The 26,935-nt window shown below is 71.9% G+C and carries 24 protein-coding genes and 1 pseudogene; 9 read left to right on the top strand and 16 right to left on the bottom strand.

The window, feature by feature from the left end:
* Positions 1-342 precede the first annotated feature (342 nt).
* The gene (locus ACFVU3_RS39095; RefSeq protein ID WP_390073561.1) at positions 343-2,229 is read left to right on the top strand and encodes an ATP-binding cassette domain-containing protein; all 1,887 of its coding nucleotides are present in this window, start codon (positions 343-345) and stop codon (positions 2,227-2,229) included.
* A 100-nt stretch (positions 2,230-2,329) separates the two neighbouring features.
* Here the strand turns inward: ACFVU3_RS39095 and ACFVU3_RS39090 are convergent, their stop codons facing one another.
* Positions 2,330-3,553, bottom strand: a complete 1,224-nt coding sequence (locus ACFVU3_RS39090; RefSeq protein WP_390073560.1) for a saccharopine dehydrogenase family protein — start codon at positions 3,551-3,553, stop codon at positions 2,330-2,332.
* Positions 3,554-3,671: 118 nt separating this feature from the next.
* Between ACFVU3_RS39090 and ACFVU3_RS39085 the strand changes: the two genes are divergently transcribed.
* Positions 3,672-4,397 (top strand): TetR/AcrR family transcriptional regulator, encoded by a 726-nt coding sequence (locus ACFVU3_RS39085; RefSeq protein ID WP_390073559.1) that lies wholly within the window; start codon positions 3,672-3,674, stop codon positions 4,395-4,397.
* Between the two features lie 200 nt (positions 4,398-4,597).
* On the opposite strand, the gene ACFVU3_RS39080 is transcribed toward ACFVU3_RS39085, so the two are convergent.
* The 4 genes from ACFVU3_RS39080 to ACFVU3_RS39065 all read right to left on the bottom strand — a co-directional run bounded on the left by ACFVU3_RS39080 (position 4,598) and on the right by ACFVU3_RS39065 (position 7,236).
* Positions 4,598-4,987, bottom strand: a complete 390-nt coding sequence (locus tag ACFVU3_RS39080; RefSeq protein ID WP_390073558.1) for a hypothetical protein — start codon at positions 4,985-4,987, stop codon at positions 4,598-4,600.
* Positions 4,988-5,204: 217 nt separating this feature from the next.
* Positions 5,205-5,627 carry a hypothetical protein gene (locus ACFVU3_RS39075; protein ID WP_390073557.1) on the bottom strand — a complete coding sequence of 141 codons (423 nt, stop codon included), beginning with the start codon at positions 5,625-5,627 and terminating at the stop codon, positions 5,205-5,207.
* A gap of 253 nt (positions 5,628-5,880) precedes the next feature.
* A complete protein-coding gene (locus ACFVU3_RS39070) occupies positions 5,881-6,732 on the bottom strand; it encodes an NAD(P)H-binding protein (protein ID WP_390073556.1) in 852 nt (283 codons plus the stop codon).
* A gap of 60 nt (positions 6,733-6,792) precedes the next feature.
* Entirely contained in the window at positions 6,793-7,236 is a 444-nt protein-coding gene (locus tag ACFVU3_RS39065; protein WP_390073555.1) for a RidA family protein, read from the bottom strand.
* 72 nt (positions 7,237-7,308) lie between these two features.
* On the opposite strand from ACFVU3_RS39065, the gene ACFVU3_RS39060 reads away from it, so the two are divergent.
* On the top strand, positions 7,309-8,250 hold the full coding sequence (locus ACFVU3_RS39060; RefSeq protein WP_390073554.1) for a LysR family transcriptional regulator: 942 nt from the start codon (positions 7,309-7,311) through the stop codon (positions 8,248-8,250).
* A 167-nt stretch (positions 8,251-8,417) separates the two neighbouring features.
* Positions 8,418-9,218 carry a HEAT repeat domain-containing protein gene (locus tag ACFVU3_RS39055; RefSeq protein ID WP_390073553.1) on the top strand — a complete coding sequence of 267 codons (801 nt, stop codon included), beginning with the start codon at positions 8,418-8,420 and terminating at the stop codon, positions 9,216-9,218.
* A gap of 77 nt (positions 9,219-9,295) precedes the next feature.
* On the opposite strand, the gene ACFVU3_RS39050 is transcribed toward ACFVU3_RS39055, so the two are convergent.
* From ACFVU3_RS39050 to ACFVU3_RS39040, 3 genes are all read right to left on the bottom strand, one after another.
* The gene (locus ACFVU3_RS39050; RefSeq protein WP_390073552.1) at positions 9,296-10,363 is read right to left on the bottom strand and encodes an ArsO family NAD(P)H-dependent flavin-containing monooxygenase; all 1,068 of its coding nucleotides are present in this window, start codon (positions 10,361-10,363) and stop codon (positions 9,296-9,298) included.
* 81 nt (positions 10,364-10,444) lie between these two features.
* Entirely contained in the window at positions 10,445-11,530 is a 1,086-nt protein-coding gene (gene arsB / locus ACFVU3_RS39045; RefSeq protein ID WP_390073551.1) for an ACR3 family arsenite efflux transporter, read from the bottom strand.
* Entirely contained in the window at positions 11,527-11,835 is a 309-nt protein-coding gene (locus ACFVU3_RS39040) for an ArsR/SmtB family transcription factor (RefSeq protein ID WP_390073550.1), read from the bottom strand. Before ACFVU3_RS39040 ends, arsB begins: the two co-directional genes overlap by 4 nt.
* Before the next feature lie 298 nt (positions 11,836-12,133).
* Here ACFVU3_RS39040 and ACFVU3_RS39035 point away from each other — a divergent pair, with 298 nt between their 5' ends.
* Positions 12,134-12,550 carry an arsenate reductase ArsC gene (locus tag ACFVU3_RS39035; protein ID WP_390073549.1) on the top strand — a complete coding sequence of 139 codons (417 nt, stop codon included), beginning with the start codon at positions 12,134-12,136 and terminating at the stop codon, positions 12,548-12,550.
* 158 nt (positions 12,551-12,708) lie between these two features.
* On the opposite strand, the gene ACFVU3_RS39030 is transcribed toward ACFVU3_RS39035, so the two are convergent.
* The 4 genes from ACFVU3_RS39030 to ACFVU3_RS39015 all read right to left on the bottom strand — a co-directional run bounded on the left by ACFVU3_RS39030 (position 12,709) and on the right by ACFVU3_RS39015 (position 15,723).
* Positions 12,709-12,897 (bottom strand): hypothetical protein, encoded by a 189-nt coding sequence (locus ACFVU3_RS39030; RefSeq protein ID WP_390073548.1) that lies wholly within the window; start codon positions 12,895-12,897, stop codon positions 12,709-12,711.
* A gap of 35 nt (positions 12,898-12,932) precedes the next feature.
* Positions 12,933-13,721 (bottom strand): alpha/beta fold hydrolase, encoded by a 789-nt coding sequence (locus tag ACFVU3_RS39025; RefSeq protein ID WP_390073547.1) that lies wholly within the window; start codon positions 13,719-13,721, stop codon positions 12,933-12,935.
* 192 nt (positions 13,722-13,913) lie between these two features.
* Positions 13,914-14,576, bottom strand: a complete 663-nt coding sequence (locus tag ACFVU3_RS39020; RefSeq protein ID WP_390073546.1) for a response regulator — start codon at positions 14,574-14,576, stop codon at positions 13,914-13,916.
* Positions 14,551-15,723: a sensor histidine kinase gene (locus ACFVU3_RS39015; RefSeq protein WP_390073545.1), complete on the bottom strand. Its 1,173-nt coding sequence runs from the start codon at positions 15,721-15,723 to the stop codon at positions 14,551-14,553. Before ACFVU3_RS39015 ends, ACFVU3_RS39020 begins: the two co-directional genes overlap by 26 nt.
* A gap of 174 nt (positions 15,724-15,897) precedes the next feature.
* On the opposite strand from ACFVU3_RS39015, the gene ACFVU3_RS39010 reads away from it, so the two are divergent.
* The gene (locus ACFVU3_RS39010) at positions 15,898-18,195 is read left to right on the top strand and encodes an MMPL family transporter (RefSeq protein ID WP_390073544.1); all 2,298 of its coding nucleotides are present in this window, start codon (positions 15,898-15,900) and stop codon (positions 18,193-18,195) included.
* A 304-nt stretch (positions 18,196-18,499) separates the two neighbouring features.
* Here ACFVU3_RS39010 and ACFVU3_RS39005 read toward each other — a convergent pair whose 3' ends face one another.
* A complete protein-coding gene (locus tag ACFVU3_RS39005) occupies positions 18,500-19,396 on the bottom strand; it encodes a hypothetical protein (protein WP_390073543.1) in 897 nt (298 codons plus the stop codon).
* A 189-nt stretch (positions 19,397-19,585) separates the two neighbouring features.
* Between ACFVU3_RS39005 and ACFVU3_RS39000 the strand changes: the two genes are divergently transcribed.
* The gene (locus tag ACFVU3_RS39000; RefSeq protein WP_390073542.1) at positions 19,586-20,386 is read left to right on the top strand and encodes a phosphotransferase enzyme family protein; all 801 of its coding nucleotides are present in this window, start codon (positions 19,586-19,588) and stop codon (positions 20,384-20,386) included.
* Positions 20,387-20,413: 27 nt separating this feature from the next.
* Here ACFVU3_RS39000 and ACFVU3_RS38995 read toward each other — a convergent pair whose 3' ends face one another.
* The 3 genes from ACFVU3_RS38995 to ACFVU3_RS38985 all read right to left on the bottom strand — a co-directional run bounded on the left by ACFVU3_RS38995 (position 20,414) and on the right by ACFVU3_RS38985 (position 24,282).
* Complete coding sequence (locus tag ACFVU3_RS38995) at positions 20,414-21,301, bottom strand: SMI1/KNR4 family protein (protein ID WP_390073541.1); 888 nt, start codon at positions 21,299-21,301, stop codon at positions 20,414-20,416.
* A gap of 272 nt (positions 21,302-21,573) precedes the next feature.
* A complete protein-coding gene (locus ACFVU3_RS38990; protein WP_390073540.1) occupies positions 21,574-22,137 on the bottom strand; it encodes a DUF4240 domain-containing protein in 564 nt (187 codons plus the stop codon).
* A 267-nt stretch (positions 22,138-22,404) separates the two neighbouring features.
* Positions 22,405-24,282 carry an AMP-dependent synthetase/ligase gene (locus ACFVU3_RS38985; RefSeq protein WP_390073539.1) on the bottom strand — a complete coding sequence of 626 codons (1,878 nt, stop codon included), beginning with the start codon at positions 24,280-24,282 and terminating at the stop codon, positions 22,405-22,407.
* 390 nt (positions 24,283-24,672) lie between these two features.
* Between ACFVU3_RS38985 and ACFVU3_RS38980 the strand changes: the two genes are divergently transcribed.
* Both ACFVU3_RS38980 and ACFVU3_RS38975 read left to right on the top strand, forming a co-directional pair.
* Complete coding sequence (locus ACFVU3_RS38980; protein WP_390073538.1) at positions 24,673-26,388, top strand: FG-GAP repeat domain-containing protein; 1,716 nt, start codon at positions 24,673-24,675, stop codon at positions 26,386-26,388.
* A 182-nt stretch (positions 26,389-26,570) separates the two neighbouring features.
* Positions 26,571-26,935: pseudogene (locus ACFVU3_RS38975) on the top strand (class E sortase); the annotation flags it as partial.

Here is a 26,935-nt window from a genome sequence, read left to right as displayed (position 1 = left end):
CGCCGTCTCCGGGCCGTCCGCCACCGCTCGAAGCCACCGGAACGTGAAGCCACCGAGATCCGAAGCCGGGGCGGCACGGGCGACGGAAGGACGTCGGGGCCACGGCCCGGGAGACACAAGACGGTCGGGCGATCGCCGCCATCGGCGTTTCGGCCAACCACCACTCTCCTCACCCTCGTTGGGTGATACGGATCGATGCATCCCCCATCCTCCGACACGCGCCGAATCCCGGGGAACCGACAGCGTCCGAAAAACACCAGTTCGATATCACGGCGGGGTCGTTGAGCTTTCCGACCACACGCGACGACCGTCCAGGAGGACCCGCCGTTGACCTCGACCCCCATGAACGAGCAGCAGAACTCCGCAGCTCCTCCGCCCCCGCCCCCACCTCCGCCGGCGGAGATCACCTACACCGGGCAGTACGCCATCAATCCGCTCGCCGAGGTCTCCTTCCGGCGCATGTGCGCACGGATTCCCTCCGCCCTCGGCCGCATCGCACGGCTGTCGTGGCGGATCGACCGTCGTGCCGTGCAGCTCCTCGCCGGCTGCCAGCTGGTCACGGGCGTCTCGGCCGCCGTGCTGCTGACCGCCACCGCCCGCGCCATGGAACCCGTCCTCGGAGCGGGCTCCGCCGGTGACCGGCTGCGGGGCGCGCTGCCGGCGATCCTGGTGGTGGCGCTCGCCGCCTCGCTGGCCCGGGGCGCGGGGGCGGTGGCCGGGTACGCCGAGCGGCGGATCACGCCGCGGCTGACGACGGAGACGGACTCGGCCCTGGTCGAGGCGGTGTGCCGGGTGGAGGCGGTGGCGTACGCGGAGGACGGGTTCGCGGACCGGCGCGAGGCGGCCGAGATGGGGGTGATGCGGACCCATGTGATGGTGGCCGACGCGCAGCGGTTCGTGTCGGCGGTGATCCGCATGGTCACCGCCGGCGGTGTGCTGTCGGCGCTCAATCCGCTGATGCTGCCGCTGCTCCTGCTCGCCGTGCTGCCGGCCGGTGTCGGCGCCGTGCTGAACGCGCGGGTCGACTACGAGATCCACTACGGCAACATCGCGGACCGCAACAGCAGGGGGATGATGCGCTGGTGGGCGACCGAGTCCAAGTACAGCGACGAGGTCCGCGCGAACTCGATGACCGACTACCTCGTCCACTGGTACCGGGCGCTCTCCGACCGGTGTGACCGGCGCACCCTGGCCGCCGCGCCACGGACCCTGCGGATCGCTCTGCTGTCCGCGCTGACCGGCGGCTTCTTCCTGGTGGCGACGTGGGGCGCTCTGGCGTGGCTGGCGGTCTCCGGCCGGATCGACCTCGCGGTCGCCGCGACGGCCGTGATCGCCGTCCAGACGACGCTCGCCGCCTTGTCCCAGGTGGTCGTGGGCGGCGCCGCGGTGTTCCACACCAGCCTGTACCTCGGCGACATGCAGTCCTTCCTCGACGACGCCACCGCCCGCGCTCCCCGGCGCGGTCACCGCCGCCTCGCCGCACCGGTCGACGAGATCCGTCTGGACGAGGTCGTCTACCAGTACCCGGGCAAGGACAGGCCCGCCGTCGACGGCGTCTCGCTGGCCCTGCGGCGCGGGCAGATCCTCGCGATCGTGGGCGCGAACGGATCCGGAAAGAGCACCCTCACCCGTCTGCTGACCGGGGTCTACCTGGCGGACAAGGGCACGGTCTCGTGGAACGGCAGCGATCTTTCCGGGGTGGACCCCGCCACGGTGTGGGCCCGAACGGGTCTGGTGCCGCAGATCTTCGCGCAGTGGCCGCTGCGCGTCCGCGAGAACGTGACCCTCGGCCAGCCCCGTACCCACGACGACGCCCTGGTGTGGGAGGCCGTGGACGCGGTCGGTCTGCGCGATGTCGTCGAAGACCTCCCCACGGGCCTCGACACCCTCCTCGCCCGGGACCTCTGGGGCGGGACGGAGCTCTCCGGGGGTCAGTGGCAGCGCATCGCCTGTTCCAGGGCGCTGTACCGCCGGCCCGAGCTGCTGATCCTCGACGAGCCGACCTCCCAGATGGACCCCCGGGGCGAACACCAGATCTTCGAGCGGATCAGGGCCATCTCCGCCGACCGCATCACGATCGTGGTCACCCACCGCCTGGAGAACACCAGGATCGCCGATCACATCGTCGTGATGGAGCACGGCCGGATCACCGAGCAAGGCCGGTACGACGACCTCGCCCATGGTGGCGGGACCTTCGCCGAGCTCCTGGAACTCTCCCAGGACCGTTGACCGACCTCGCCCCCGTCCCGCCCCCGCCGCCCGGCGGGGGCGGGCACCGGCACGCGGCGGAGACGAGGCCGGGGGCGGGGGCGGGGGCGGGGCGAGCGGGTCAGCGCTCCTCGCGCAGGCCCCAGGGCGCGCCGTACACGCCGAGGAGGTCGAGGAACGGCCGGGGCGGCAGCGCTTCGGGGCCGACAACGCCGCTCGCCTTCCATGTGCCGTCCGCGATCAGCTCCAGGGCGATCACCGGGTTGAGGGCGGTCTGCCAGACCACGGCCTGGGAACCGTACTCGCGCATCGACCACTCGTTGTCGACGACGTGGTAGAGGTAGACCTCCCGGTCGGCGCCGTCCTTGGTTCCCTTGACCCAGGTGCCGGCGCAGGTCTTGCCCTTCATCCGGTCGCCCAGGGTGGCCGGGTCCGGCAGACAGGCGGCGACCACGTCGCGCGGGGAGACCTGGAGAGGCCCGTCCGGGCCGGGCACGGTGACCTTGGTCGTGGAGTCGAGTCCCAGATCGCGGAGGGTCTTCAGTTTGGCGATGAAGTCGTCGCCGAGTCCGTACTTGAAGGTCACCCGGCGCGCGTCCAGCCAGCGGGGCATGAGGAGGACCTCCTCGTGCTCGACGTTCACGCACTCCACCGGGCCGATGCCCTCGGGGAAGTCGAAGACCTCCGGCTCGCTGAAGGGGGCCGTGGTGAACCAGCCCCGCCCCCTCTCGTACACGACGGGCGGGTTGAGGCACTCCTCGATGGTGGTCCAGATGCTGAAGGAGGGGGCGAAGTCGTAGCCCTCCACGGTGAGGTTCGCTCCGTCGCGGACGCCGATCTCCTCGACCTCGTCGAAGAGCTCGTCCGCCGCGTACCGGGCGAACACGTCCGACAGGCCCGGCTCCACCCCCATGCCGACCAGAGCGAGGCGATCGGCCTTCTCCCATGCCCCGGCCTGGGCGAACTGCTCGTCGCCGAGCTTGACCCCGCACTGTGCGTAGGGGTCGGTCGGGTGCGGCACGGACAGCGACATCGCCATGTCGACGTAGTGCGTGCCGGCGGCGAGCGCCGCGCCGAACAGCGGCATCACGAACCTGGGGTCGGTGGCGTTCAGCAGCACGTCGCAGTTCTCCTCCTTGAGGAGGCGACGGACCGCCGACTCGTCGGAAGCGTCCACGCGGCGCGCGCTGAAACGGCCCTCCTGGTCGTCCAGCGCGGCCACGGCGGCCTCCGCGCGAGCCGGGTCGTAGTCGGCCACGACCATGTGGGTCAGAAAGCCGCGTCGGGCCGCGATGCGGGTGACGGCGGTTCCGACACCGCCCGCACCCACGAGAAGTACACGCATGTCACACACCATTTCGTCGAGGCGGTCCCGGCGCAAACGCGGGAACACCTCGATGCAACACGATCCGCCCGGTTAAGGTCTACGGCGTTGGCATAAGGAACGGCGAGGTGGTGGAACGATGCCGAAGAAGGTGGTTCCGGAGACGGAACGGCGCCGACGACGGCCGACCCGGCAGGGCACCGTGCTCTCGGAGCGGCACATCGTGGAGACGGCGCTGCGGATGCTGCGCGAGCACGGGAGCGCCGGACTGACCGCCCGGAGACTCGGCGCCGCTCTGGGCGCGGACCCCAGCACGATCTACCGGTACTTCGCCGGACTGGACGGGCTCACCCGGGCCATCGGCGAGGAGCTGATGGGGCGGGCCCTGGACAGCTGGTCGGCCACCGGTACGTGGCGTGCCGACCTGCGCTCCCTGGGGCTGGCCATCCACGCCTCCTACCTCGCGCACCCCCAGGCCGCACTGCTGACCGCCAGCCGCGTCACCGGCCGCCCCCGGGAGATCGAGGTGGACGAGACCATCCTGGGAATCCTGCGCGGCGCGGGCTTCGGCGACGCGGAGGCCGTGGGGCTGTACCACGCCTTCATCGACCTGGCGCTGGCCTTCGCCTCCCTCGACGCGGGCGCCCTGGCCATCAAGGAGGAGGCCAGGCAGGCGGACGAGTCCATGTGGACCTCCACCTACGCCCGCCTGCCCTCCGAGACCCATCCCCACATCGCCGCCACCGCGCATCTGCTGGCGGACCGGATGAATCTCAGCGCCTATCCGATCGTGCTCGACACCCTCCTGGACAAGGCGACGGCCCAACTGGCGGCCTCCCGGAGCCGGGCCGCCGGCACCGCGTGAACGCCGTCGCCGGCCGCCGGATCGGCGGCGCCGTGCCCTTGCGGCCGCCCGGGAAGGCTCGTTCCGTCGCGCCCGCCTTGGCGACGTGGGGGTTCGGCGAGGGTGAAGACGACGGTGTCCACGAGCACGGCGGACTCGGCTCAGCGCGGCGCTGCCGACACACCGCACCGGGACGTCTGGCCCACGGGGTTGCGCCGGGGCTACTCGGGCTGTGTGACGGTCAAGGCCCAGCGGATGTCGTCGTGGGAGGCGTCGATCCCCACGCTGAAGGAACCGGACTTCACCACCCCCGGGGCCATGGCCACCGAACCCACACCCCCACTGCCGGCAGGACAGTCCACGGTGAACGCGGCGACCTGCGACTCCTGCCGCATGGTCACCTGCACGCTGCCGCCTCCTTCACAGGCCACGGTGAGCACGGTCGGCAGCCCTTCCCATGCCCCACCGGACACGACGCCCCCGTCGCCCGTCATCTCCTCCACCCACACCAGGCCGTCCGGCCCGGGGTGAGGGAGAAGCCCTGTGATCGCCGCGGCAGGTGCGGCGCTCGTCCCTGCCAGTGCGCAGGCGGCCAGGATCGCCACGGTCACGCTCTTCCTCGCACGTACCACAACTGCTCCTCGATCAAGGGGACATGGAGAAGGCAGCATCACAGGACACGGGACACGAGTCATGAGTACCTGTACTCATGACTGGTCTGCCGGCGACAGATGCGAGGTGCCCGTCGCGCTGTGGAACACGGTCTTCCGTCCCGAATGGTGTCGCTGGAGACGACGGACGAGCGACCGCCGCCGAAGTGACACCTCCCTACGCCGGCCACATCTGAAAGACGTATCGCTCCGTTCCCGCATGGCGCGCCGGCAGCGCGGACGCGACCGGCTCGTCGGCCATGGCGCGGGCTGCGCTCCGGCCGGAGAAGGACATGCGCGACCCGTACGTTCCCTTCGGGACAGGAGTGTCCCAGGCGCCCCGAGTGCGTTCCGAGATGACCAGGAGTCCGGTAGGAATCTCCATCCGCATGTCCTGATGGCCCTCGCAGTCGCCGAGGAGGACCGGTTCCGCCGTCCAGGTCTCGATCACGAGTTCCACGGGGAATCGGGCCTGGGCGCAGACGACACAGACCTCCCGCCCGTTTCCTGCGACCCCCCGAGCGCGCGCCGATGTGATCAGGCCATGGTCACGAACGTCGAATTCCGCGTCGTAGAGATCGAATCCACCGTAATCAGGCATGACGAGGGTCCTGTATGTGCTCCGACGCTGTGCCATCGCTCGCCTCCGACGGGACTGTGGGCGCGTTGCCATGGCGGTCCGGGACTCATCCGTCCCGGACCGCCATGAACGACCTCGAAATGCTATGGGCCTTCCCGTGCGCTCGGGTTCCTCCCCCGTTGCCGCTCGCCCAGGATCGCAGCCGCTCTCCCGAACCCGCCCTCCGGCGACGGCCGGAGCCGTCTCGGCAGGTCAAGGCAGAGGGACGTCCTGGTCAGTGGAAGTCCGCCGCGTGGTCCACCGCCCACTCCCGGAAGGATCGGGCCGGGGTGCCCGTGATGCGTTCCACTTCGCCGTTGACCGGCTCCGGATTGTCGAGCATCTCCGCCTGGGCCGGCAGCACGGCCTCCACCAGCTCTGCCGGGTAGCCCGCGGCCTTCATCTGTTCGGCGGCCTCGTCCATCGCGATCTCCTCGAACCGCACCGGCCGCCCGATCGCCTCGCCGATCAGGGCCACCTGCTGTTCCTGGGTGATCAGTTCGGGACCGGTGAGCAGGGGGCGGGCGCCGAGCAGGGCGTCGGTCGTCAGCGCCTGAACGGCGACCGCGGCGATGTCCGCCTCGTGGATCAGCGGACGGGCCAGCCTTGCCAGCGGCGCCCGGACCGCGCCGGCGGTGCGGACCTCGTCCGTCCAGCCCAGCGTGTTGCTCGCGAACCCGGTGGGCCGCAGCGCCGTCCACTCCAGTCCCGATGCCTCGACCAGCCGCTCCAGCTCCGTGTGGAACATGGTGATCGCCTCGCCCGGCTCCTCCTGCTCGCCCCCGACCCCGGCGGACGACAGGTACACCACCCGCCGGGCGTGCTTCGCGATCGTGTCGATCACGTCCGACGCGCCCTCTGCGCTCAGGAACGGCCACACCAGGAAGACCGATTCGACGCCCTCCAGCGCCGTGCCGAGCGAGGCGGGATCACCGAGATCGCCGCGCACCGCCTGCACACTCTCCGGGAAGTCGGACTCCCCTCGCACCAGCGCCCGCACGGGCACGCCGGCCGCGTGCAGTTGGGCCACCAGTGCGCCGCCGACCTTCCCCGTCGCGCCGGTCACCAGAATCTTGGGCTGTGCCATCGGAATCTCCTCGTCTCGCTGTTCGATGACACGACCCTCCTACGTCAACCAAGGTTGAGGTCAAGCGCCGGTGACATCAGCGCGATCACCGCCCCGGATCCGGCCGCGCGGTGGTGACGCCGCGGGCCGCCGTGCGTACGCCTCGATCTCGATCTTCATGCGGCGATCGGCGAGCCCGCACACGAGCATCGTGGCGGCCGGCCGGACCTGGCCGAAGGCGCGACGCAACACCGGCCAGCACGGCTCGAAGTCGGCTCGGTCGGGCAGCAGATAGCGCACCCGCACCACGTCGGCGAGGGTGCACTCGGCTTCGGACAGCGCGGTCTCGATGTTGCGCAGGCACTGTTCGGCCTGCTCCCCCACGTCCTCGGAGATCGTCATCGTGGCGTAGTCGAACCCGGTCGTCCCGGACACATGGACCCAGTCGCCGTCGACCACCGCGCGGGCGTATCCGATCTGCTCTTCGAACGTCGAGCCGCTGAGGATGGAACGTCGCTCCGTCATGCGCCGAACGCTAGGTGACCAGCACAGATACGTCTAATACCACTTCGGGTAAGGGGTGATACCTCTAGGCGTATGAAGCGTCCTGAACTTCCCCTGCAGCAGCTGCACGCCTTCGTCGTGCTCGCCGAGGAGCTCCATTTCGGCCGCGCCGCCACTCTTCTGGGCATCGCCCAGCCGCCGCTGAGCCAGCAGATCCGCCGTCTGGAGGACAAGGTCGGCCACGCTCTGTTCAGCCGCGAACCGGGGCGCGTCGCCCTCACGCCGACGGGCCGGGAACTCCTCCCCGCCGCCCGGCATGCCCTCATCGGCCTCGCTGACGGCCTGGCCGCAGCCCGCGAGGTCGGCAGCGGAAGGGCCGGACGTCTGCGGATCGGCTTCGCCGCCTCCCTCGCCCTGACAGTCCTCCCCGGGCTGCTGCGCACGTTCCGGGAACGGTCTCCGGCCGTGGAGCTGGACATCCGGGAAATGACCACCACGCCCCAACTGGCCGCTCTGCGGGAGGGGATCATCGACATCGGGCTGCTGCGCGAGCCTCCCGACGACGCCGACCTCGGCTTCGCCACGGTCCTGACCGAGCCGTTCGTGGCCGTCCTGCCGTCCGCGCACCCGCTGGCGCGACAACGAGCCGTGCGCGTCGACCAGTTGGCGGACTGTCCTTTCGTGCTCCTGCCGCGCACCGTCGGGCCCCCCTTGTACGACCAGATCGCCGGCCTGTGCGTCACGGCGGGCTTCACCCCTCAGGTGGCTCAGCACGCCGTGGAATGGCAGACCGTGTGCGCCCTGGTGGAGACCGGACTGGGTGTGTCGATCGCCCCGGAGAGCATCCGGCGCATCCGCCTCAAAGGCGTTGCCTTCCGCAGGATCGAGCCCGACATCGTCCGGACACGAGTCGCCGTCGCTTGGCGCAAGAACGACTCGAACCCTCTGGTCCCGCGCCTCCTGACGGTTCTCCATCAAGATCTGGCGGACACACCCCACGCGGATCGGTCACCCGCACCGTCCCGGTGCGGGTGACCGATCAGGCGCGCCGGCCGTCGGACGGTCGGCCGCCACGGTGCGACGTGGCTCGCGCGGGAGTTCCCCACCCCCTTGCCCCACACCTCAGTGAGCTCCCGCACCACCGCATACCCCTTCACGGCCATGACGGCGGCGGAGTCGAGGGGCATCTACCATCCCCTGTCATGGCGATCTTCGTTCACTTGACCTCAGCGGCGAACGCGCCGCGCATCCGACGGTCCGGGATCCGGGCGGCCAGCCACGGACAGGGCAACGCACGCGGGGTGTACTGCTTCCCGGTCCTGCCGTCGTACACCCTCACCCATCAATGGCTGCGCGAGCTGGCCCGCTTCGGAAGCCGGGGCGGGCTCGTGGCGGTCCACGTACGACTCGACGACGCCCAGGACGTGCTGGTCGGGCGGTATTCCGACCGGGCGCGAGGTTCCCAGGCCGAGGTTTCCGCGGCGGAGGCGGTGCGGCGGATCGCGGCTCTGGACGACCCCCGCGGGTGGGAGGTCTTCGTCCCCCGGGCGATCCGGCCGCGTGAGGTGCACCGGATCCGCTCCGCACCGCAGGTGGCAGGCTGGCGGTACCTGCCGGACGCGCACGGGGTACGTCCCTGCACCTGCGCCGGGTGCCGGGTACGAGGCGGGTACGGGGCGCGGCGTCTGGCTGAGCGGTTGCCGCACCCCCTGGACGGGCCGCCGCCGCCCGTCGCGGCGCTGCTCGCCCGGGTCGAGGCCGGAAACCCCGGGGATCCGGTCGCGCTGCGCGAGGCGCTGTACTGGTTCGGAAGGCGCCGGCGCGGCCCGCTCGACCGGTTGATCCGCCTCGCCGGCCACCCCGACCCCCGGGTGCGGGAAGGGCTGGTGTGGGCCGTCGCCCACTGGTCCACCCCCGGGGTCTCGGAACTGCTGGATGGCCTCGCCGACGACCCGGATGCGGACGTGCGGGAGGCCGTGGCGGCAGTCCGCGAGCCGGAGTGACCGCCGGCTCCTTCACCGTCGGCGGGCGGTGCGGGGCGACACGATCCGTGGCCCGCTCACCTCGGTGCGCGGGCCGCTCAGGCGTTCCCGAGGAGTGCGGCGATCGCGCGGGCGGCGTCGCGGGCGGGGCGGCCCACGCCGATGAGGGTGGCGGAGGCGGGGCCGGTCCAGTCGCCGTAGCCGAGCAGGTGGAGGCGGGGTTCGCCGATGGCCTGGGTGCCGGTGGTAAGCAGGTGGCCTCGGGGCCCGCGCAGCCCGAGCGGGGCCAGGTGGGAGAGGGCGGGGCGGAATCCGGTGCACCAGACGATCGCGTCCGCGTCCGCGCGGGTGCCGTCGGGCCACTCCACGCCGGTGGCGGTGAGCCGGGTGAACATCGGCTGGGCCTTGAGGAGGCCGGCGTCACGAGCCGTACGGACCGGAGGGACGGCGACGATGTCGCCGAGGGAGGCGACGCCGCCGGTGTCGCTGCGGCCTTCGTCGAGGGCGCGGCGGCGGGCGGTCGCGTGGTCGAAGAGGGCGCGGCCGTCGATGTCGTCGGCGAGGTAGCGGGGCTCGCGGAGGGTGGCCCAGGTGAGGTCGGTCTCGTACGCGAGGTCGGCGGCGATCTGCGCGCCGGAGTTGCCGCCCCCGACCACGATCACGCGCTGTCCGGCCAGGTCGGCCGGGCTGCGGTACTCCACCGTGTGGAGCTGGATCCCCTTGAAGTCGGCGCGGCCCGGGACGGCGGGCAGGAAGGGCCGCCACCAGGTGCCGGTGGCACTGATCACCGTACGGGCCCGCCAGTTTCCGGCGCCGGTCTCGACCCGCAGATGGGTGCCGTCACGGTGCACCGCCTCGACGCGGACGGGCCGGACGATCGGGAGGGCGTAGCGCTGCTCGTAGTCGGTCAGGTAGTCGACGACGTGGGCGGCGTCGGGGTACGTCTCCCCTTCCTGCGGGGGCATGAGACGGCCCGGCAGGGAGGAGTACGCGGCCGGGGAGAACAGGTGGAGGGAGTCCCAGGTGTGCTGCCAGGCACCGCCCGGCGCGGCCTGGGCGTCGAGGACGACGAAGTCGATCCCGAGGCGGCGCAGGTGGTAGCCGGCGGCGAGCCCGGCCTGACCGCCGCCGATGACGACCGTGTCGGCAGCCTGATGCTGGGTCATGCCCGGGATTCCCTTCTCGGCGAGGGTGCCCCCCCTCGCGTCGGTGGGGCGGAGCACCTCGGTGGTGACGCGTGCCGGTGCCTACCGCTGGGCGTGGGCGAACTTCTTGCGCCAGGCGAGCGACACGTACACGAGCGCGACGAGGACCGGGACCTCGATCAGGGGGCCGACGACACCGGAGAGGGCCTGGCCGCTGGTGACGCCGAAGGTCGCGATGGCGACGGCGATGGCGAGCTCGAAGTTGTTGCCGGCGGCGGTGAAGGCGAGGGTGGCGGTGCGGTCGTAGGCCAGGCCGATCGCCTTGCCCAGCGCGAAGGTGCCGAACCACATGATCGCGAAGTAGACGAGGAGGGGGAGTGCGATGCGGGCGACGTCGAGGGGCTGCGAGGTGATCGTCTTCCCCTGGAGGGCGAAGAGGATGACGATCGTGAAGAGCAGGCCGTAGAGCGCCCAGGGGCCGATCTTCGGCAGGAACTTCGCCTCGTACGACTCGCGGCCCATCTTCCTTTCGCCGATGCGGCGGGTGAGGAAGCCGGCGAGCAGCGGGACGCCGAGGAAGATGACCACGTTCAGCGCGATCTTCCCCATCGAGATGTCGAGCGTCTCGCCCTCGCCCAGGCCGAGCCAGCCGGGGAGGATGTCGAGGTAGAACCAGCCGAGCAGGCCGAACGCGATGACCTGGAAGACCGAGTTCAGGGCGACCAGGACGGCTGCGGCTTCGCGGTCGCCGCAGGCGAGGTCGTTCCAGATGATGACCATGGCGATGCAGCGCGCGAGGCCGACGATGATCAGGCCGGTGCGGTACTCGGGGAGGTCGGGCAGGAAGATCCACGCCAGGGCGAACATCACCGCGGGACCGAGGACCCAGTTGACGACCAGCGACGACACCATGAGCTTCTTGTCACCGGTGACCGCGTCAAGCTTGTCGTAGCGGACCTTCGCGAGGACCGGGTACATCATGATCAGCAGGCCGGCGGCGATCGGCAGCGAGATGCCGCCGATCTCGACCTGGGCGAGGGCGTCGTTCAGGCCGGGGATCAGCCGCCCGAGGCCGAGGCCCAGTGCCATGGCGAGGAGGATCCAGACCGCGAGGAAGCGGTCGAGCGTCGACAGCTTCGCGACCACGGACGGCTCGGGAGGTGCGGTCGTGGGGGCGGGGAGGGTCACGGGCAGGACCTCTTGGCATCGGCGTGGGCACGGGCGGTGGCGGCCAGGCCGGCGAACTGGCCGGCGAGCTGCTCGATGACGTCGGGCCGCAGCCGGTAGTACGTGAACCGGCCGCACGGCTCCGTCTCCACCACGCCCGCCTCCCGCAGCACCTTGAGGTGGTTGGAGAGGTTGGTCTGTCTGGCCCCGGTCTCCTCGACCAGGTGCGTGGTGCACAGCGTCTCGCGGGCGAGCAGGTTCACGATCTGGAGCCGCAGCGGGTCGGCGAGGACCTTCAACAACTCAGTGTCGACTGACGTCAGCATGGACTGATACTGTCACATCACCCGCCGCTGACACCAGCTGGGGCTGATTCGTCTCCGAGCCCGCCGGAAAGGGGTTCCCGGCATGGCCGCTCCCCCGCCCTCGGCCCCTCCCCGACGAGGTCCCACCGCGGGACGTCGCGGCCCTTCGGACGTCGCGGGCCTCGCGGCCGGGCCTCTCGCCCACGTCCGGCACCCGCTCCGGACGGCGACCGGACACGGGTGCTGTCCGTGCGCGGCCACCTCGTGATCACGTGCACCACACCCCGCCATACCGCCCCTGCCCCTTGAGGAAGAACCGATGACCGCTCCGCTCGCCTCCGTGCTCTTCGTCTGCGTCCACAACGCCGGCCGCTCCCAGATGGCCGCCGGGTTCCTGCGGCACCTCGCCGGAGACCGCGTCGAGGTCCGCTCCGCCGGCTCCCTCCCGGGCGACCGGATCAACCCCTCCGCCGTCGCCGCCATGGCCGAGCTCGGCATCGACATCTCCGAGCAGAAGCCGAAGGTCCTCACCATCGAGGCCGCCCAGGCATCGGACTACATCATCACCATGGGCTGCGGGGACGCCTGCCCGTACTTCCCCGGCAAGACCTACCTCGACTGGACCCTCGAAGACCCGGCCGGCCAGGGCGTCGAAGCGGTACGCCCCATCCGCGACGAGATCAAGGGCCTCATCGAGGGCCTCGTCGCCGAGATCGACGCGACGCAGCGGGACTGAAAGCCGCGCGCGGTCGGCAGGGCCCGGGGACACCGCACAGTCCGGCGGGCCGCCGCACGCCGGCCGTCCGCGCGCCGAGACCCTCTCGCGTGCGCGAGACACCGCACGCCGGCCGATCCGCATCCGGGTGGCGGCGATGCGCGGCCGCAGCGGGTTGCTCAGCTGTCGCACCACACGACGAGGCGCACGTGGTCGTCACCGTGCATCCTGCACTGCCACCAGACCTGGCCCGGCGACGCGGAGTACGCGGGCATCGACATCTTCCGCTTCGACGCCGAGGGCAGGATCGTCGAGCACGAGGACGTCCTCCAGACCGTCCCCGTCACCTCGATGAACGACAACACCATGTTCTGAGCGGGACGGGCGTGCCCCGGCCGCCGGCTCAGGAGTGGGCGTGGCAGAAGCCGCGCACGGCACGGTTGAACTCCTGGGGTCGTTCCAGGTTGCTGACGTGTCCCGCGCCGGGGACGACGACGAGTTCGGCATGCGGGATGGCTTCCTGGAACTGCCGTGCGACGGCCAGTGGCGAGCGGACGTCCTGCTCTCCCCAGAGCAGCAGGGTGGGTACGGAGACGGTGGGCAGGAGATCCCGCTGGTCCGCCTCGGCCATGAGGAGCAGCTGCGCACGGAGGGTGTCCGGGCGTACGGCGGCCGACATCGCGTCCAGCAGCGGGACGTACGCGGCGGGCGGCTCGCCGGCGAACAGCCCCGGCAGCGTCGGATCGAACTCGTCCGGCGGCGCGGCCAGCATCCGGCGCGCGCCCTCGACCCGCGCCTGCACTTCCCGCGCCGGCAGAGAGCCCTTCCAGCCCGCGTAGGTGTCGGCGAGGATCAGCGTCGTCACGAGGTCCGCGTGGTGGCGGTAGAACTCCAGGGCGAGCGTGCCTCCCCAGGACAGACCGGCGATGTGCGCGGGACCGAGCCGCAGCGACTCCACGACCGCGGCCAGGCAGTCTGCGTAGTCCGGAAGGCCGTAGGAGCCGGGCAGGTCGGAGGAGCGGCCCGCTCCGGGCTCGTCCCACGCCACGACCGTGAACGCGTCCGCCAGTACGTCCAGCTGCGGCCGCCACAGGCGGGCGTCGGACGCGGCACCGTGCAAGAACACCACGGGCGGCCCCTCGCCCGCGCGGTCGTAAGCGACCTCCAGCCCACTGACCTGCACCGTCGCCATGACTTCAGGGTAGGCCCGTCCCTCGGCACTGTCGCGGCGGTGCCCGCCCCGGAAAAGGGCACGGCCCCGACCGCGCGATCAGGGCCCGCCTCCTCCCCGAGCGGGCATCCAGGCGACGGCACACGCCGCGCCCGCCGAGACTCGATGTCTGACGTCCGGGCGGGGGCTCAGGGGCATGGCCCCGCACCCGGCTCAGGTTCCAGGGAGGATACGGCGCGTCTCGTAGGCCCACATCGCGATCTCGACCCGGTTGCGGGCGCCGAGTTTGGCCATCAGGCTGGCCAGATGTGTCTTCACCGTGCTGAGGCTGATGTGCAGCGCGTCGGCGATCTCGGTGTTGGTCAGCCCGCGGGCGACGGCGAGGAGCACCTGCTCCTCGCGGGCGGTGACGGGTGAGACCGGCTGGGCCACGGGCCGGCCGGCGGGCACGTCCGCGAACGCCTGGAGCAGACGGACGGTGACGCTGGGCGCGATGAGCGCCTCACCGCCGGACGCCGACCGTACGGCCTGGGCCAGAAGGTCCGGTCCCGTGTCCTTGAGAAGGAATCCGCGGGCGCCGGCACGCAGCGCGCCGTAGACGTACTCGTCGAGGTCGAACGTGGTGATGACGACCACGGCCAGCGGGTCGGCGACGCCCGGGCCGGCGACCATCCGGGTGGCCTCAAGCCCGTCGATCACGGGCATGCGGATGTCGAACAGGCAGACGTCGGGGCGCAGTTCGCGGGCCAGACGTACCGCTTCCCGCCCGTCGGCGGCCTCGCCGACCACCTCGATGCCGGACTGGGCGTTCAGCATGATCCGCAGCCCGGTGCGGATGATGGTCTGGTCGTCAGCGACGAGGACGCGGATGGGCACCGCTCTCGGTCCTCCCTCTCGGCAGTTCGGCTTCGACATGCCAGCCCTGGTCGGTGCCGGGGCCGGCTTGCAGTGTGCCTCCGAGGAGCGTCGCGCGCTCGCGCAGTCCGGTGAGTCCGTACCCGGCACGGCCTCGGCCGGTGCGTTGGCCGTTGTCGCGCACGCTCACCCGTACCGTGTGCCGCTCCGCGGTGACCCGGACGACGACCTCGGTCGCGTTGACCGCATGGCGCATGGCGTTGGTCACCGACTCCTGCACAATGCGATAGACGGCCGCGTCCACGGCCGGGGGCAGCGTGTCCAGTTCGCCGTCGAGGCCCAGGTCGACCCTGAGGCGGCCGCCCGGGGTGCGCACCAGGCGCTCCAGATCCGCGACACCGGCAGGCGGCGTCAGCTCGGCGCCGGCCCCGCGGTCGCGCAGCGCGGCGACCATCGCGCGCATCTCCTCCAGGGTGCGCGCCCCTTCCTCCTCGACCCCCTCCAGCGCCTCGACGGCGGCGGACGGGTCGGTGCCCGCGAGCACCCGGCCCGCCTGGGCGCTGATCACCATGGCCGAGACGTGGTGGGCCACCGTGTCGTGCAGTTCCCGGGCAAGCTGCTCACGCTCGCGGGAACGCACCTGCTCCAACTGCCGCTCGCGGGCGGTCCCCCAGAACCGCACGGCGGCCCCGATCAAGCCGGGCAGCGACAGGAAGACGAAGCCCCCGACCTGTTCGGCGGCCGGGATGTCGTCCGCGACGACACCCAGCACGAAGGCCGTGAGGATCACCGCGCCGCCCAGCACGATCTCCCGTCCCGATCCCCACCGGGGCAGCGCGTACACCAGCACGAGCACGACCATGCCGGTGTCCAGGCCGACGTGCTCGCCCGGCGCGGCGACCAGCGAGGCCAGCTGGAGCAGGATCACCGAGCCGAACCCCAGCGTGACCATCGCCAGTGGGTGGGTCCGGCGCCACAGGGGCAGCAGGCACGTACAGACGGCGAAGACCACCACCACCGGCCGCCACACGACGTTCTCGCGCAGGGTGGCCTCCAGCACCACGGCGACCAGGCTCACGGCGAGCAGCGCCCAGTCCCGCCACACCCGGGCGGGCGCGTCGGGCGGCCGGGGTTCGGTCCACAGGGTTCGCAGGTCGTCTCGCAGCACGGTTTCAGCTTAGGGGCCGCTCCGTGCCCCGCATCGGCCGAAAGTACGGGGTGTCACTCGGCCCCGGGGCCGACGGATCCGCGGCCCGCGAGCCGATGCCACGGAGCGCCGCGGCGACGAACCTCGGCATCGGAGGCCGTACAAGGACGGCCGACGAGGTGGTTGGAGGACCCGATGCTCTCGAAAGCCCTGTTGCGCCTGGGCACAAGCGCCGCCCGCCATCCCTGGCGGGTGATCGTGGCATGGCTGATCGCCGCCACGCTCGCCGTCCTCGCCGCGATCGCCATCGGCGGGCGGACCGCGGACTCGATGACCGCTCCGGGACTGGACTCCCAGCGGGCCGCGCAACTGATCGAGCGGGCCGGCACCGGCCAGGAGGGCATGACCGCCCAGGTGGTCGTCACCCCCCTCGACGGCGGTGCGACGTTCTTCGGCCACGACAGCGCGCGCACCGCTCTCACGCGGCTCCAGACCGAGGTGCAGCGGCTGCCGCACGTGCTCGGCACGAGCGACCCGGCGGGAGCACTCAAGGCAGGCGGGGACGCCACCGTGCGCGGCGGCCTTGTCTCGGCCGACGGGCGGATCGCCGTCGTCCGGGTGCAGTACCCCGACCAGAGCCGGCTGTCGGCCGAAGACCTCGACGCCCTCGTCGCACTCGGCGACCGGCTGCGCGCCGAACTGCCCTTGCGCATCGAGATGGGCGGGAACCTCTTCTACGCCTTCTCCGACCCCGACGGCGGCACGAGCGAGCTGATCGGGCTCCTCGCCGCGGCCACGATCCTGTTCCTCGCGTTCGGTTCGCTCGTCGCCGCCGCGCTGCCGATCGGCATGGCGGTCTTCGGGCTGACCGTCGGGGTCGCCACGATGACGGTCCTGGCGGGGGTGACGGACGTCCCGACCTTCGCCCCTGTCCTGGGCAGCATGGTCGGGCTCGGAGTGGGCATCGACTACGCGCTGTTCGTGCTCGCCAGGCACCGGGAGTACCTCGCGCGCGGGCTCGACCCCCGCGAGGCGGCGGGGCGAGCGGTGGCCACGGCGGGGAGGCCCGTGGTCTTCGCCGGCGGCACCGTCGTCGTGTCGATCCTCGGCCTGGCGGTCGCGAACGTGCCCTTCATGACGGTGGGCGGGTTCGCCGTCTCGATCGTCGTTCTGATCATGGTGGCCGCGTCGGTGACGCTCCTGCCGGCCTTCCTCGGTGCCGCCGGCCCACGCCTGGCCCGGGCCGGCCGGATCGGCCGGGCTCTGCGGACCAGGAAGCTCGGCCGACTCGCACGGCGGCGGGACCTGGCGGCGGGCGCCGCCCCCGCCGCCGGGTGGCGGCGCTGGATCGGGCACGTCAGCCGGCACCCGGTGCCGTACGCGGTCGGCGCGGCGGGGCTGCTGCTGACGGCGGCGCTGCCCGTGCTCGGCCTGCGCGTCGGCCTGCCCGACGACGGCTCACTGCCTCAGAGCCGTACCGAGCGCCGGGCCTACGACCTCGTCGCCGAGGGGTTCGGCCCGGGCACCAACGGTCCCCTCGTCATCGCCGCGGACCCCACCGGTGATCCGGGAGCGCTGGACCGTCTCGCCGGGGCGGTCGCGGCGGATCCGGGCATCGCATCGGTCGCGCCGGCGCACGTCGATCGGGCCACCGGCATCGCGACCCTCGTGGTGCTCCCGGCCACCGGCCCTCAGGACAAGGCCACGGCCGACACCATCGCCCGGCTGCGCACCGACGTGCTGCCCGCGGCGATCGGGCACGGCCCGGCCGAGGCGCACGTGGGCGGCGCCGCCGCGAGCCTCTCCGATGTGGGCCAGCGCACCAGCGAACGCCTCCCGGCGTTCGTCGCCACCGTGCTGGCCATGTCGTTCCTGCTGCTGATGCTGGCCTTCCGCTCGATCCTCGTACCGCTCAAGGCGGTACTGCTGAACCTGCTGAGCATCGGCGCGTCCTACGGGATCATGGTCGCGGTCTTCCAGTGGGGCTGGGGAGGCGCGCTCATCGGGCTGGAAGCGACGGTTCCGATCGTCTCGTTCATCCCGATGTTCCTCTTCGCCATCCTGTTCGGCCTGTCGATGGACTACGAGGTGTTCCTGCTCTCCCGCGTACGCGAGGAGTACCAGCGCACCGGCGACAACCGCACCGCGATCGTCGAGGGCGTCTCGGGCACCGCCCGGATCATCACCTCGGCCGCCCTCATCATGGTGGCGGTCTTCCTGTCCTTCGCCGTCGCCGACGACCCCTCCACCAAGATGTTCGGACTCGGCCTGGCCACCGCGATCTTCATCGACGCCACGGTCGTCCGCATGGTGCTGGTACCGGCGACCATGACGCTCCTCGGCCGGGCCAACTGGTGGCTGCCGACGTGGCTGGACCGGCTGCTTCCCGGCGGCCCGGTCGGCACCGACGGCACCGACGGCACCGACAGCACCGACAGCACCGACGCGAAATCCACGGGTGGGGCCCCGCGTCCACGGCTGCTCGACCGATGAAGGGGCTCCGGGCCGCCTGGAGGCCGCTCACAGATCCGAGGCGTCGATCGTCAGGTTGTCGAGCGAGGCCCGCAGTTCGGCGGACCGGGGCGGGATCACTGCCTCGCGGGCCCCGAGATCCGTCAGTGCACAGCGAAGTGCCGGCCCTTCGCCGTCGTCGGGGACTTCGCCCCGCTCCCGGAAGGCTTCGTAGGCTCGTCGAAGAGCCGGTACCGCACGCCGCATCGCCGCCGCGTTCGGGTGGGGCGGCCGGGGTTCGTGGCCGGGGGACCCGGCGGACCGCCGTCCCGGGGGCCGGCCGGGTTCAGTTCACCGGCATGCCGATGCCGGGCAGCCACAGCCGGCCGCGGTCGTTGACCGTGAGTTCCCAGGCCACGAGCTCGTCCGGGCAGACCGAGCCACGGCCGCGGACGTCGGCGACCAGCAGCCGGGCCGCCGACCGCGCGGCCTCGGGGTCCTCGTCCGCGAACGCCGACCGCCACCAGCCGCCGTCGCACACCTGCCAGCCCCGTTCCCGCATGGTCTCGTCCAGGCCCGGCTCCTCGGCCGTGGTCCGGTGGTCCACCATCAGCGACAGCTGCCCCCGGTCCTGGCTGTACCCCACCCGCAGGTGCCGCGGCCAGTCCCGCGCACACCCGACGACGAACGACGCCCAGTCCCCCGGCACCTGCACCGGCAGCTGCTCCATCCACGAGTCCAGGAGCAGTTCGAGCGACGACTCCAGATGGTCCCAGGACGCGGCCGTGTGGTGACCGTCCCAGCGGAAGGCCGGCCAGTGCCGCTCCGGTCCCCGGTGCAGCAGCCAGAGGTAGGGAAGCGCGTCGAAGCCGTGCGGCTGGTCCGTCCGCCAGCCGACCGACCCCGACTCCACGACGGAGTACTCGCGTCCGTGCAGGTCCGATGCCGTGTGCACCGAGAGGGTGGCTCCCTGAGGACCACCCGCCAGCAGCACCACATACGCCCCGGTGTGCCAGCGCACGCTGGGGCCGGCGGCCGAGCCGCCGTACAACGTGGGCTCGCCGAGTTCGGCCGCCACCGCTTCGTAGACCGGCCGCACCGCCTCGCGCCGGACGACACGTCCGGAGCCGGGCGGGTACGGGGCGACGAGCAGGGCGGGCGTGTCCAGGTGCGCGTCAGGACGGTCGTGCAGGGCGCGTGCGTGAGCGGCGGCGCCCGCGGGACCGGGAAGCGGGGAAGACATGCCGATGACCATGGCGCCATCGTGCCAGGGAGCCTCGCCCGCCCCGTACGCGCCCTCACGGAGCCGCTGGTGCCGGCGTTCCTCTGCCGGCTCTTCCGGCCGCGCCCTCCCTCACGGCTCGGACGGTGCCGATGAGGTGAGGTGGGGAACGGGGCCGCGCGCCACCGGTCCGGCGGTAGCGTGAGCGTCATGACGGGTGAGGACGAGGCGCTGGCCGGCGGCATGATGAACACCGGTGCGGTCTTCCGCCAGGGTGCGCTGGTGGTACGTCCCGCGCCGCACCACGCGCCTGCCCTGCATGCCTATCTCCGGGCACTGCGGGAGCACGGCTTCGACGCGGCGCCGGCCCCTGTCGGCCTCACCGCGGACGGCCGCGAACAGTTGACCTTCGTCCCCGGCGACGTGGCTCTCCCGCCCTTCGAGGACTGGGCGATGACGGGAACCGCTCTGGAGTCGGTGGGACATCTGCTGCGGCGCCTGCACGAGGCGAGTGGTGCCATCCCGGTCGACACCCGCACCGAGTGGCCCGCAGACCTCGCCGACCCGGAGGGGGGAACGATGCTGTGTCACAACGACGTGTGCCCGGACAATGTCGTCTTCCGCGACGGCCGGGCCGCCGCGCTGATCGATTTCGACCTGGCGGCGCCGGGACGTCCCCTCTGGGACCTCGCCATGACCGCCCGCTACTGGGTGCCCATGGTCGATCCCGCGTCCGCCGCCGTCTCCTACCCCGCGGGACTGGACGCGGCCGCGCGGCTGCGGATCCTCGCCGACGGCTACGGTCTTCCGGAGCGAGAGCGCGCCGATCTGCCAGGTGTCATCGAGCAGGCCACCGCGGTCTGCCGGGCCTTCGTCGCCCGCCGTGTGGCCGATGGCGACCCCGTCTTCCTCCAGGCACTGGCCGAGCGTGGTGGCTGGGAGCGCTGGGATCGCGCGCAGACCTGGCTGGCGGACCGCCGTGAGACGTTCACGGCCGCGCTGCTGAGTTGACCGGGCCGGCCCCGTCCGGGGGCGGATTCACGGGGTGTCCTCGTCCGTGACGGTGTCCCACGTCGGCAGGGCGCTTCCGGCCGCGGTCGTGATCTCGAGAACCTCACACCCCATCAGCCGAGCGGCGGCGAAGAGACGCTGCCGGACCTGCTCGCTGTCTTCGGGCGGGAAACCGATCCGTATCTGGTGGGGGCGGGACGCGTCGTAGGTGAGCAGCCAGTCGGTGTCGGCGGTCGCGAAGTGGTCCTGTCCCATCTCGTCGGACGTGGAGCGCCACGACCCCCTGTCCGTGGTCGGAGCCAGTGCGTCGAGCAGGCGCCGCAGACGTTCGGGGTGGGCCGCGGGGCCTTCGGACAGACGCAGGCACCGGTGGACGCGGGGACGGAAGGCGTTGAACCACGGCATCGGGCCCGGCTCCATGTCCGGAAGGAGGCGGGAGGTGACCTGCCCGTCGGCCCAGCCTTCGATGAAGGCCGACGCGCTCAAGGGGTGGGTCTCGTACCGGTCTTCGCTGCTCCACACCACGACGGGCCAGTCGTCAGGGGACCCCTTGGTCAGCCAGCACAGGCGGTCGGCATCCGCGGTGGTGCCCCAGACGAGCAGCCCGCCAGGAGCGGGGTGCAGCGGATACGGGTAGCGGTCGCGGTCCCGTTCGGGAGAGCCCGTGAGGCGTGCGCTCTGCCACTCGACGCCGTTGTGCTCACTCGTGCCGAACGGTGTCCGGAGGTAGAGGAAATCGCAGAACTCTCCCCACCCGTAGGTCTCGACGAGCTGCCGGTAGTCGCCGGGAAGCCGCGTGCCGATCCCCGTCTCCGCAGCGGTCCAGTCGCCGTGGGCGTCCACGGGTGCGGCAGGCGGCGCCACGAGCTCGGCCAGCCGGTCGCAGTCGGTCGCGGTCGTCTTCGGATCAGCCATGAGGGCAGCGTATGCATCACCCCCAGGAGCGGGAGCGGAATTTTCCCGGCCGGAGATCGTGAGGGGCGGGGTGCGCGGCCGTGGACGGGGAGGGTGCGTCCTCGTCGCGGACGGGTACGCCCTTGTGCGGACGGGTGCCTCCTGGTCGCGGACGGGTGCCTCCTTGTGCGGACGGGTGAACGTGCCCGCCCGCTCGGACGGCGGTGTCGAACCCGGGATCCCCCTCACCGTCGTGCACGCCGGTGGCACGTCACGGCCGGCGAGTCCGGCCCCTACGGGAAGAGGGCGTCGAGCCGGGGTGTCCCACCCCGTACCGCCGCCTCCGCGGTGTCGGTCCGCTCCTCCGGCTTCGCCCCTCGCTCCTCGACGGCGTCCAAGGCCGCGAGGAACGCCTCTTCGCCGTTGCCCTCCTGGCCCCACAGCTCCTCGAACACCTCCTGGGCCACGTAGTCGAGCTCCTCCCATTCCGGCCACTCGTCGTCGTGCCACTGGCGCGGGTGCCGTCCCGCCAGGGCCCGCACCTCGGCGATGTCGGCGAGGGCGTCCGGATCGGCAAGCACCGCCGCGTACGTCTCCCGTCCCTGGGCCACCAGCCAGAGCGCGAAGTAGTCGAAGCCGTCGTCGGAGCACAAACCGCTCTCGATCCGCCGCACGGCCCGCCACAGCGCGTCCGTGGCGACCCGCGCGCACGCGGCCTCCAGGAGCGCCTGAAACTCCACTCCCTCCGCGGCCGTCCGGCCTCGCAACTCCCCGCGCAACCGGTCCAGCCGCTCACGCCGGCTCCCCGGGCGACAGGTCAGCCGGTCCATGAGCGCCCAGAAGGTCTTCTCGTCCATGCGGCACAGGATCGCAACCAGCACTGACAGCGCACGGCGTCCGGGGCGCACCGGGAGCCCGTCCAGACCGGCGCCGGCCTGTCGAGGCAGGCCGCGAAGCGGTCGCCCCCGGTCGCCCCCCAGTCGCCCGCCTGCGGCATCCGCTGTCAGAAGGACCCCCGCGCGCCGTCGGGCGGGGGTCCTTCGTCCGTGGGCCGAGGTCAGCTGTGTGCCTCGGCGGGTGCCGTCACGGAGCGCGTGAGGTGCGCCGTGCTGGACGGGGGGGTGTCATGCCTCGCGGGAACCCTCGTACATGGCCTCGACGAGGTCGGCGTAGGTGCGTTCGACGACGGGGCGCTTGACCTTGAGGCTGGGGGTGAGTTCGCCGTGCTCGATGTCGAGGTCACGGGGCAGGACGGCGAACTTCTTGAGGGTCTGCCAGCGCTGGAGGTCGGTGTTGACGCCTTGGACGAAGCCGTCGATGAGGGTGTGGACCTCCGGGGAGGTGACGACGTCGGCGTAGCCGCGGCCGGTGAGGCCGTTCGAGGCGGCCCAGGGCATGATCACGCTCTCGTCGAGGGTGATCAGGGCGGTGCAGTAGTTGCGGCCGTTGCCGATGACCAGGATGTTGCTGGCGTAGGGGCAGACGGCCTTGAAGCGGCTCTCGATCTCGGTGGGGGCCACGTACTTGCCGCCCGAGGTCTTGAAGAGGTCCTTCTTGCGGTCGGTGATCCGGACGTAGCCGTCCTTGTCGATCTCACCGATGTCCCCGGTGCGGAACCAGCCGTCGCTCTCCAGGACCTCGGCGGTCTTGTCGGGGAGGTTGTGGTAGCCGCGCATGATGCCGGGGCCGCGCAGGAGGATCTCGCCGTCCTCGGCGATGCGGACCTCGGTGCCGGGCAGGGGCTTGCCGACGGTGCCCACGCGGCCGGCGTCGGCCGGGTTGACGGTGCAGGCCGCGCTGGTCTCCGTGAGGCCGTAGCCCTCCAGGACGTTGACGCCGGCGCCGGCGAAGAAGTAGCCGATGTCGGGGGCGAGTGCGGCGCTGCCCGAGGCGCTGCCGCGCAGTGCGCCGCCGAAGGCGGCCCGGATCTTGCCGTAGACCAGCTTGTCGGCGAGGGCGTGCTGGACGGTGAGCGACAGGGGGATCCTGCGCCGGCCCGTGGCGACCATCTGTTCCTGGCCGGTCCTGGCGTAGTCGCGGGCCACCTTGGCCGCCCACAGGAAGATCTTGTACTTGGCTCCGCCCTCGGCGCGCGCCCGCGCGGCGATGCCGTTGTAGACCTTCTCGAAGACGCGTGGCGCGGAAGCCATGATGGTGGGCCGGACGACGGGCAGATTGGTGATGATGCGGTCGATCCGGCCGTCCACGGCCATGACGTGGCCGGACTGGACCTGGCCGGAGATCAGGGCCTTGCCGAAGACGTGGGACAGCGGCAGCCACAGGAACTGCACGTCGTCGGGGAGCACGAGGCCCGTGGCCATCTGGGCGGCTCCCTGGTACGACCAGCAGTCGTGCACCAGACGCACGCCCTTCGGGCGGCCGGTCGTGCCGGAGGTGTAGATCAGGGTGGCGAGCTGTTCCGGGGCGATGTCCTGGACGGTCGACTCGATGGCGTCGGGGTGCTTCGCGAGGTGCTCCTCGCCGCGCCGCTCCAGCTCGGCGAGGGTGAGCACGGTCAGCCCCTCGGTCCCGGCCGTGTCCGGCGCGGGGTCGAAGAGGATCGCGTGGTCGAGGCCGGGCAGTTCGCCCTTGTGCGCGACGATCTTGGCCAGCTGCTCGGCGTCCTCGACGAAGATCGCGCGGCTGCCGGAGTCGGCGAGGATGTACGCCGTCTCCTCGCCGTTGGTGCTCGGGTAGACGGCGGTCGCCGCCGCGCCCGCGCACATCACGCCCATGTCGGCGAGGATCCACTCGATCCGCGTCGAGGAGGAGATGGCGACCCGCTCCTCGGTCCGCAGCCCCAGGGCGAGCAGGCCGGCCGCGATCGCCTTGACCCGCTGCGCCGTCTGCGTCCACGTCAGCGAGCGCCATTCCTCGGTGCCGTCGCCGGCGGCCACGGGGTACCGGTACGCCTCCCGTTCGGGGGTGGCCCCGACGCGTGCCAGGAACAGGTGCGCCACGGAGTGCGGGCGGCTTTCGAGTAGGTACTGCGCGGAACTCATGTCGACCTCCGGGCCCGAGGGCACCCATCACAGATTGCTTGACTGGCAGGTAACTTGTGAGCTCTGGTGAGGCTAGGTCTCGAAGCCCATGGAGCGTAAGAGACGGGGAGGGCATTTCCGCTCGCGTTCCCGACGAATCCGGTACGGCGCCGGAATCCGGGACGGGAACATGGTGTGCTGTCCCGCGCGTCGGCGCGTGCGCGTCACGGAGCGGGGCGACCTGACGGACTCCAGAAGTCACTTGCTCCTGGGCTCATGCCCGCGCGTACACTCCGCCTACACATCCGGGGGGGTGTTCGCCGTCCGCACGTGCCCGTCTCCGTGGCCGCGCGGACGCATCGCGGACCCTCCTGTTTCCGGTCCTTGTTCATATTCCCCAGGGGGGGATCTTTGCGTTCCGCGTTCTCCGGGCGTGCCGGTCGTGTCACCACCTGCACCGCGCTCGCCCTCTCCGCCGGCATGCTGCCGGCGTCGCCCGCCGTTGCCGAGCCGGCTCCTCGACCCGTCGTGGAGCGGCCGCTGACCGAGACCTCGGCGGTGCCGGGGCTCGACGAGCCGACGGCGTACGGAACGGCCGGCACGGCCCGTACCGCCGCGGCCACGGCCGTCCCGAAGCCCCGTTTCGACGTGACCGGCGACGGCAGGACCGACCTGATCCACCGCACGCGCAACGGCTTCACCTTCGTCGCGCCGTCCTCGGGCGGGGAGCACGTCGAGTTCACCACCGCCGGCACGTCCACCGACCTCGACCTCGTTCCGCTCGGCGACCAGAACGGCACGGGCAAGCCGGAGGTGCTGTCGGTCTCCGCGACCGGCGCGCTGCGCCTGTACGGGGACGCCTCCAGCACCACCGGCGCGCTCCGGTGGACGGGCTACGGCTGGAACATCTACAACAAGGTGTTCTCGCCCGGTGACGTCGACGGCGACGGCAGGGCCGACGTGATGGCCCGCCAGCACAACGGCGACCTGTACTTCTACCGTGCGACCGGGACGCCGACGGCGCCCTTCGCCGGCCGCGTGAAGGTGGGCCCGGGCTGGAGCGCGTACGACCAGCTCGTGGGTCTCGGCGACAACGACGGCGACGGGAAGGGCGACCTGCTCGCCCGCACGCCGTCCGGCCAGGTGTACTTCTACGGCAGCACCGGCGACAGGACGGCGCCGTTCAAGCCGCGCAAGGCGCTCGCCACCGGCTGGCAGGTCTACAACCAGATCGTCGCCGTCGACGACCGCAACCTCGACGGCCGCGCCGACCTGTTCGCACGCGACCTGAACGGCACCCTGTGGGCCTACTACGGCCGCGGCAACGGGACGTTCACGGCGCGGGCGCAGGCCGGCACCGCCTGGAACAAGGTGGAGCAGTTCGGCGGGGCGGGCAACGTCCCCTCCGTCGGCAAGACCCTGTTCATGGCCCGCGACAAGGCCGGAACCCTCTTCTGGTACCGCGGCCTCAACAACGGCAGGCTCGCCGCGCGCGAGCAGGTGAGCGACACCGGCGGCTGGGCGGGTGCGGACATCTCGCTCTCCTACGCGCTGGACGGCAACACGCTCCCCGACCTGCTGTACGTCTACCAGGGCCACCTGTACAACACCTCCAACAAGGAGGACCTCGGCGGCGGCTGGCAGGTCTACAACCGGCTCGTCGGCCCCGGCGACCTGTCCGGCGACGGCAAGTCGGACCTGCTCGCCCGTGACACGTCCGGTGTCCTGTACCTGTACCGGGGCAACGGCGCCGGTACGGGCTTCGCCTCCCGCGTCCGGGTCGGTTCCGGCTGGAACGCGTACAACCAGATCCTCGGCGCGGGTGACTACACCGGCGACGGCCGTGCGGACGTCCTCGCCCGTGACGGCTCCGGCAACCTGTTCCTGTACAGGGGTACGGGCTCCGCGACGGCTCCGTTCGCCGGCCGGGTGAGGATCGGCGGCGGCTGGGGCACGTACACCAAGCTGGCGGCCCCCGGTGACCTCAGCGGCGACGGCCGCGCCGACCTCCTCGCGGTGAACGCGGCGGGCGACCTGTACCGCTACCTGGGCAGCGGCACCGGCTCCGCGATCGGCCCGCGGGTGAAGATCGGCCACGGCTTCCAGACGTACGGCAACCTGTACTGACGGACCGACGGGCGCCCCGCACCGGACTTCCGGTGCGGGGCGCCCGCATGTGCGCACCCGTATGCCAGGGGGAGGTCCGGTGCCCGCCCCCGAAGCCGCGTCCGGCGGCGCGGCCCGCTGCCTCCGCAAGGCATGCATATACAGTTCCTGTTTATGCCATAGATATCGGGAGGCAGCACTTCATGCCATGGCAGGACACCCCCCACTCCGCTCCCCACGACGCTCCCCACACCCCTTCCCACGAACCCTCCTACGACCCCGCGTACGACGTCCCGCACCCCACCGGCGGCCGCTCCGGATCGGCCCCCGCGCGCACGGAGCCCTTGCCCGGGCCCGGGCGGGCCGAACGCCGGCGTGCCGCCGCCCAGCGGGGCCGCCGCGGCAAGGGCCGCAGGAGCGCTCCTGCTTCGGGACGGCGCGGCGGCAACGGACCCGCTCCCGCACGCCCGTTGTCGCGGGTGGAGGCGCGTCGTGCGGCGAGGGAGGCGAAGGCGGCCAAGGACAGCGTCGGTGTCGTCGTCGGCGAGCTGTTCATCACCCTCGGCGT

Source organism: Streptomyces sp. NPDC058052 (assembly GCF_042885515.1).
Classification (GTDB): Bacteria; Actinomycetota; Actinomycetes; order Streptomycetales; family Streptomycetaceae; genus Streptomyces.
The sequence above is the reverse complement of the archived record's forward strand: the minus strand, read 5'-3'. Positions and strand labels throughout refer to the sequence as shown.

Bases quoted from the DNA above. Each gene is read 5' to 3' on its own strand.
- ACFVU3_RS39010 (WP_390073544.1), top strand. From the start codon at position 15,898: ATGCTCTCGAAAGCCCTGTTGCGCCTGGGCACAAGCGCCGCCCGCCAT.
- ACFVU3_RS39040 (WP_390073550.1), bottom strand. From the start codon at position 11,835: ATGCTGACGTCAGTCGACACTGAGTTGTTGAAGGTCCTCGCCGACCCG.
- ACFVU3_RS39005 (WP_390073543.1), bottom strand. From the start codon at position 19,396: ATGTCTTCCCCGCTTCCCGGTCCCGCGGGCGCCGCCGCTCACGCACGC.
- ACFVU3_RS39065 (WP_390073555.1), bottom strand. From the start codon at position 7,236: ATGACGGAGCGACGTTCCATCCTCAGCGGCTCGACGTTCGAAGAGCAG.
- ACFVU3_RS39050 (WP_390073552.1), bottom strand. From the start codon at position 10,363: ATGACCCAGCATCAGGCTGCCGACACGGTCGTCATCGGCGGCGGTCAG.
- ACFVU3_RS39055 (WP_390073553.1), top strand. From the start codon at position 8,418: ATGGCGATCTTCGTTCACTTGACCTCAGCGGCGAACGCGCCGCGCATC.
- ACFVU3_RS39060 (WP_390073554.1), top strand. From the start codon at position 7,309: ATGAAGCGTCCTGAACTTCCCCTGCAGCAGCTGCACGCCTTCGTCGTG.
- ACFVU3_RS39075 (WP_390073557.1), bottom strand. From the start codon at position 5,627: ATGCCTGATTACGGTGGATTCGATCTCTACGACGCGGAATTCGACGTT.
- ACFVU3_RS38990 (WP_390073540.1), bottom strand. From the start codon at position 22,137: ATGGACGAGAAGACCTTCTGGGCGCTCATGGACCGGCTGACCTGTCGC.
- ACFVU3_RS39025 (WP_390073547.1), bottom strand. From the start codon at position 13,721: ATGGCGACGGTGCAGGTCAGTGGGCTGGAGGTCGCTTACGACCGCGCG.
- ACFVU3_RS38995 (WP_390073541.1), bottom strand. From the start codon at position 21,301: ATGGCTGATCCGAAGACGACCGCGACCGACTGCGACCGGCTGGCCGAG.
- ACFVU3_RS39070 (WP_390073556.1), bottom strand. From the start codon at position 6,732: ATGGCACAGCCCAAGATTCTGGTGACCGGCGCGACGGGGAAGGTCGGC.
- ACFVU3_RS39095 (WP_390073561.1), top strand. From the start codon at position 343: ATGAACGAGCAGCAGAACTCCGCAGCTCCTCCGCCCCCGCCCCCACCT.
- ACFVU3_RS39035 (WP_390073549.1), top strand. From the start codon at position 12,134: ATGACCGCTCCGCTCGCCTCCGTGCTCTTCGTCTGCGTCCACAACGCC.
- ACFVU3_RS39085 (WP_390073559.1), top strand. From the start codon at position 3,672: ATGCCGAAGAAGGTGGTTCCGGAGACGGAACGGCGCCGACGACGGCCG.
- ACFVU3_RS39090 (WP_390073560.1), bottom strand. From the start codon at position 3,553: ATGCGTGTACTTCTCGTGGGTGCGGGCGGTGTCGGAACCGCCGTCACC.
- ACFVU3_RS39030 (WP_390073548.1), bottom strand. From the start codon at position 12,897: ATGGTGTTGTCGTTCATCGAGGTGACGGGGACGGTCTGGAGGACGTCC.
- ACFVU3_RS39000 (WP_390073542.1), top strand. From the start codon at position 19,586: ATGACGGGTGAGGACGAGGCGCTGGCCGGCGGCATGATGAACACCGGT.
- ACFVU3_RS38985 (WP_390073539.1), bottom strand. From the start codon at position 24,282: ATGAGTTCCGCGCAGTACCTACTCGAAAGCCGCCCGCACTCCGTGGCG.